This is a genomic window from Microvirga sp. P4_G7 (genome assembly GCF_056401005.1).
Genome location: NZ_JBFUKD010000328.1, coordinates 1 through 3,935, shown reverse-complemented (window position 1 = coordinate 3,935; position 3,935 = coordinate 1). Strand labels below are relative to the sequence as shown.

Genomic DNA, 3,935 nt, shown 5'->3' with positions numbered 1-3,935 from the left:
AGTTCGAACATGCTGTCCCCCATCTTTGCGTATTCTCTCTCTTCCACGCCGTGAATCAATCGAATAGGTTCGCGGTCAAATTAGACATTCAGGGAGATGATCGATGACCGCGCGGTTCGAGCTCTATGGCTCATTCCTTTCAGGCCCATCCTACAAGGTCGGATTGATGCTCTCCCTCGCAGGCGAGCCGTTCGACTACGTGCACGTCGATATGCGCCAGGGCGAGCACAAGCAGCCGGGCTATATGTCCAAGCAGCGCTACGGTCAGGTTCCCCTGCTCGTCGACCAATCCAATGGTCGCCAGCTGTGTCAGTCCGCTGCCATTCTCGAATACGTCGCCGACGCTACCGGCAAGTTCGGCGGCGCGACGCTCGATGAGCGCCTGCAGGCCCGCGAGTGGATGTATTGGGATTTCGACCGGCTCTCGTCGGGAATCTTCCGCGCTCGCGTGATCAAGCTCGGGATCAGGCCGGGCACGCCCGAAATGCTCGCGGAATACACGGCGCATAGCCACGCCGGCCTCAAGGTTCTCGACGATCATCTCGCCGGGCGCTCCTGGATGGTCGGGGAAGCATTGTCCATTGCCGACATCGATATCTTCGGCGCTGTCGTTTTCGCCGGAGAGGCCGGTATCGATCTTTCGCCTTATGGCAACATCGCTTCCTGGATGAAGCGCATCGAGGCCCTGCCTGGCTTTGCCGCACCAGCCCATCTCCTCCCGCGCGAGACGCGAGCCGCGGCATGAACGATCTGCTCATCCGCCGGGCTCGTCCGGCGGATCTCGAAGCGATCATCCGGCTTCACGAAGAGGACGAGTTGGGGGCGCATGGCGATGCCTGGGTGCCGGAGAACGTTCCGGCCTACGAGGCCGCCTTCGCCGCCATCGCTGGTAACCCGAACAATCTGCTTTTCGTCGCGGAAAGCGCCGGGGCGGTCGTCGGCACGTTCCAGCTGACCTTCATCTCCAATCTCACGGGCCGAGGCGCGCTGCGGGTCAAGGTCGAGAGCGTGAAGGTTCGCGGCGCCGACCGCTCCCGCGGTATCGGCGCACGCATGATGGCGCACGCGGAAGAGGTGGCGCGCGAACGCGGAGCGGGGCTGCTCGAACTCTCGTCGAACAAGACCCGCAAGGACGCCCACCGCTTCTACGAGCGGATCGGCTATGCCCGCAGTCACGAAGGTTTCAAGAAGAGGCTCTAGGTCACCGCCCTCATCCTGGAGAGCCACCCCGCCGCCCTCATCCTGAGGAGCCGCGGAGCGGCGTCTCGAAGGACCACCAGAGATCGCTGGAGACGCCTCGTCCTTCGAGACGCGACTACGTCGCTCCTCAGGATGAGGCTGTGTGGTTTGCTCGCACAGCTCCCGCTCATCCTGGAGAGCCACCCCACCACCCTCATCCTGGAGAGCCACCCCACCGCCCTCATCCTGAGGAGCCGCGGAGCGGCGTCTCGAAGGACCACCAGAGATCGCTGGAGACGCCTCAACCTTCGAGACGCGACTACGTCGCTCCTCAGGATGAGGCTGTGAGTTGATTTCCTTTTCTTCGCGCGGCCAGGCGCGGAAGAGCGTTGAAATCACCTCGGATCAGGGCCTCCTTCTTTGCCCGCGACCAGCCTTTGATTTGCCGCTCGGACGCAATCGCATCAGAGATCTGCGCAAAGTGCTCCGAATAGACCAGCGTTACGGGACGCCGCCGTGCGGTATGGCCATTGAAAGTACCCTGGTTATGCTGGCTGATGCGCGTGTCGAGGTCGTCAAGACGGCTGGTGCCGATGTAATAGCTGCCGTCGCGACACTTCAAGATGTAGAGCCAACAACCGGTCAACGTCGCTCTTCCCCCGCATCTTAATGAGCCACCCCACCCCCCTCATCCTGAGGAGCCGCGGAGCGGCGTCTCGAAGGATCGTCCAGCGCGCGGGGGATGGCGGAATGGTGCTACGTTGCTGTTCCCTTGAGGCGCTTGTTGCAGGCGCTCCAGTATTTCGGCCATTTCATGCCGGCCTCGGTTTTCCCGGCTGCCTTCGCTTCTTTCCATTCGACGCTGCACTTCGTCATGCGCTCGCGCGCAGCCATCTGAGCGGCGCTCGGCTCCTTTTTGGGTTTGGTCTGCGCCACGGCTGGGGCTGGCCAGGCGAGGGGCAGCATTGCCGCTGCGGCAAGAATCGTCATCATCGTACGGTTCGTCATGGGATCCCCAATCGCCTTCTGTTCGAGGCTTCGGACATCACATAATGAAACAATGAAACATGCAAGCGGGTCGGGGGAGCCATGCGCGGTTTCCACCAGATTCCTTGCGCAAGTGGCTGTTAGACCCGATCTTATGCCTTAACGTCTCTGCCGGACCCCGGTCGCGAACTTGAAGAGGCTCTCCATGGCGGCATCCCCGCAAAAGCCGATCGAACTTTACTACTGGCCGACGCCAAACGGATGGAAGATCTCCATCATGCTCGAGGAGTGCGGGTTGGCGTATCAGGTCACTCCCGTGAACATCGGTAAGGGCGATCAGTTCAAGTCGGAATTCTTGGAAATTTCGCCGAACAACAAGATGCCGGCGATCGTCGATCCGGACGGGCCGGATGGCAAACCGATCTCGGTCTTCGAGTCTGGTGCGATCCTGCAATATCTCGGTCGCAAGACCGGCAAATTCTACCCGCAGGACGAACGCGGGCGGGTCGAAGTGGATCAATGGCTGTTCTGGCAAATGGGCGGGTTCGGCCCGATGCTCGGACAAGCCCACCATTTCCGCATCTATGCTCCTGAAAAAATTCCGTATGCCATCGACCGCTATACCAACGAGACGAACCGGCTCTACGGCGTCCTCAACAAGCGCCTTTCGGACCGCGATTACGTGGCCGGTGCGTATTCCATCGCCGACATCGCCATCGTGGGCTGGGCGAAACTCTGGGAGCGGCAGGGCCAGAACATCGACGATTTCCCGCACGTGAAGCGCTGGCTGGAAAGGGTTCTCGCCCGACCGGCGGTGCAGCGCGGCCTGGACGTCAATTCGGAGAGCCGGAACAACAACAATATGCAGGATCCGAGCGTTCAGGCTGTCCTCTTCGGTCAGCGTGCCCGAACTTGAGACGATCCCTGTTGCCCATCCCTCGTCAGGAAGGATCGCCTCGTCAGGAAGGATCGCCTCGTCAGGAAGGATGGCCTCGTCAGGAAGGGTGACCGCCTCCTGTCAGTTCAACTTCGACCAGGTCTGCGATCTGCAGATCAGGCCGCCGAGAACGCAGCCGGACAGCTCGAGGGCGGTCGGGCTCTTCATCTTCATCTTGCCGGAATAGGTCTTGCCGTCCTTGTAATTGTAGAGCGAGCCGGTGAAGCCGTCTCCGGCCGGCTGGATGTTCGTAATCATCTGGATTCCGACGAGATTGCGACCCTTCAGGGCCGAGTCCGGATTGTTGACGTCCTTGGTCTCGCCTTGCACGGCGATGATGGTGCCGCAATAGGCGCCGCCGCATTTCGCGACGCGCAGGCGGGTCTCGCCACTTTCGCTGAGGTAGGTGCCGCTCGGGTCTGACGATTGGGCCAGCGCCGGGCATGAAAGCAGCCCCAAGGCGAGGATTATGGCACTCAGCGGCGTGGCAAGGCCGGACATTTTCATGATTTCACTCCCGATGACGATCTTCCCCGGATCGTTGCGTAACAAAGTAGGGGAGGGCGATACGCTTTCCAAGCGGGCGAGGAGGCGATCCACCGAAAGCCCTTGAGGCAAGGGAAAGGCGCCGCTATAAGCGCGCCACTCCAATCATTTTTCTTTTCAAGCGAGTTCTCATGGCCATCGAGCGCACTTTTTCCATCCTGAAGCCCGACGCGACCGCGCGTAACCTGACCGGCGCGATCAATGCCATGATCGAGAATGCCGGCCTGCGTATCGTTGCGCAGAAGCGTATTCTCATGAGCCGTCGCGAGGCCGAGACCTTCTATGC

At 61.0% G+C, this 3,935-nt stretch carries 7 protein-coding genes; 4 read left to right on the top strand and 3 right to left on the bottom strand.

The features are described 5' to 3' along the window. Positions 1-103 precede the first annotated feature (103 nt). Positions 104-745 (top strand): glutathione S-transferase family protein, encoded by a 642-nt coding sequence (locus AC1DT3_RS13805; protein WP_477465823.1) that lies wholly within the window; start codon positions 104-106, stop codon positions 743-745. Then, positions 742-1,200 carry a GNAT family N-acetyltransferase gene (locus AC1DT3_RS13800; protein WP_477465822.1) on the top strand — a complete coding sequence of 153 codons (459 nt, stop codon included), beginning with the start codon at positions 742-744 and terminating at the stop codon, positions 1,198-1,200. The genes AC1DT3_RS13805 and AC1DT3_RS13800 overlap by 4 nt, the downstream gene beginning before the upstream one ends. A 310-nt stretch (positions 1,201-1,510) precedes the next feature. Here the strand turns inward: AC1DT3_RS13800 and AC1DT3_RS13795 are convergent, their stop codons facing one another. Together AC1DT3_RS13795 and AC1DT3_RS13790 are read right to left on the bottom strand one after the other, a co-directional pair. Continuing rightward, positions 1,511-1,825: a GIY-YIG nuclease family protein gene (locus AC1DT3_RS13795; protein ID WP_477465821.1), complete on the bottom strand. Its 315-nt coding sequence runs from the start codon at positions 1,823-1,825 to the stop codon at positions 1,511-1,513. A gap of 110 nt (positions 1,826-1,935) precedes the next feature. Next, positions 1,936-2,187 carry a hypothetical protein gene (locus AC1DT3_RS13790; RefSeq protein ID WP_477465820.1) on the bottom strand — a complete coding sequence of 84 codons (252 nt, stop codon included), beginning with the start codon at positions 2,185-2,187 and terminating at the stop codon, positions 1,936-1,938. A 184-nt stretch (positions 2,188-2,371) separates the two neighbouring features. On the opposite strand from AC1DT3_RS13790, the gene AC1DT3_RS13785 reads away from it, so the two are divergent. Continuing rightward, a complete protein-coding gene (locus AC1DT3_RS13785; RefSeq protein ID WP_477465819.1) occupies positions 2,372-3,082 on the top strand; it encodes a glutathione binding-like protein in 711 nt (236 codons plus the stop codon). 102 nt (positions 3,083-3,184) lie between these two features. Here AC1DT3_RS13785 and AC1DT3_RS13780 read toward each other — a convergent pair whose 3' ends face one another. Further along, complete coding sequence (locus AC1DT3_RS13780) at positions 3,185-3,610, bottom strand: DUF2147 domain-containing protein (RefSeq protein ID WP_477465818.1); 426 nt, start codon at positions 3,608-3,610, stop codon at positions 3,185-3,187. Between the two features lie 170 nt (positions 3,611-3,780). Between AC1DT3_RS13780 and AC1DT3_RS13775 the strand changes: the two genes are divergently transcribed. Beyond that, the coding region (locus AC1DT3_RS13775; protein WP_477465824.1) for a nucleoside-diphosphate kinase at positions 3,781-3,935 on the top strand (155 nt) is incomplete at its 3' end.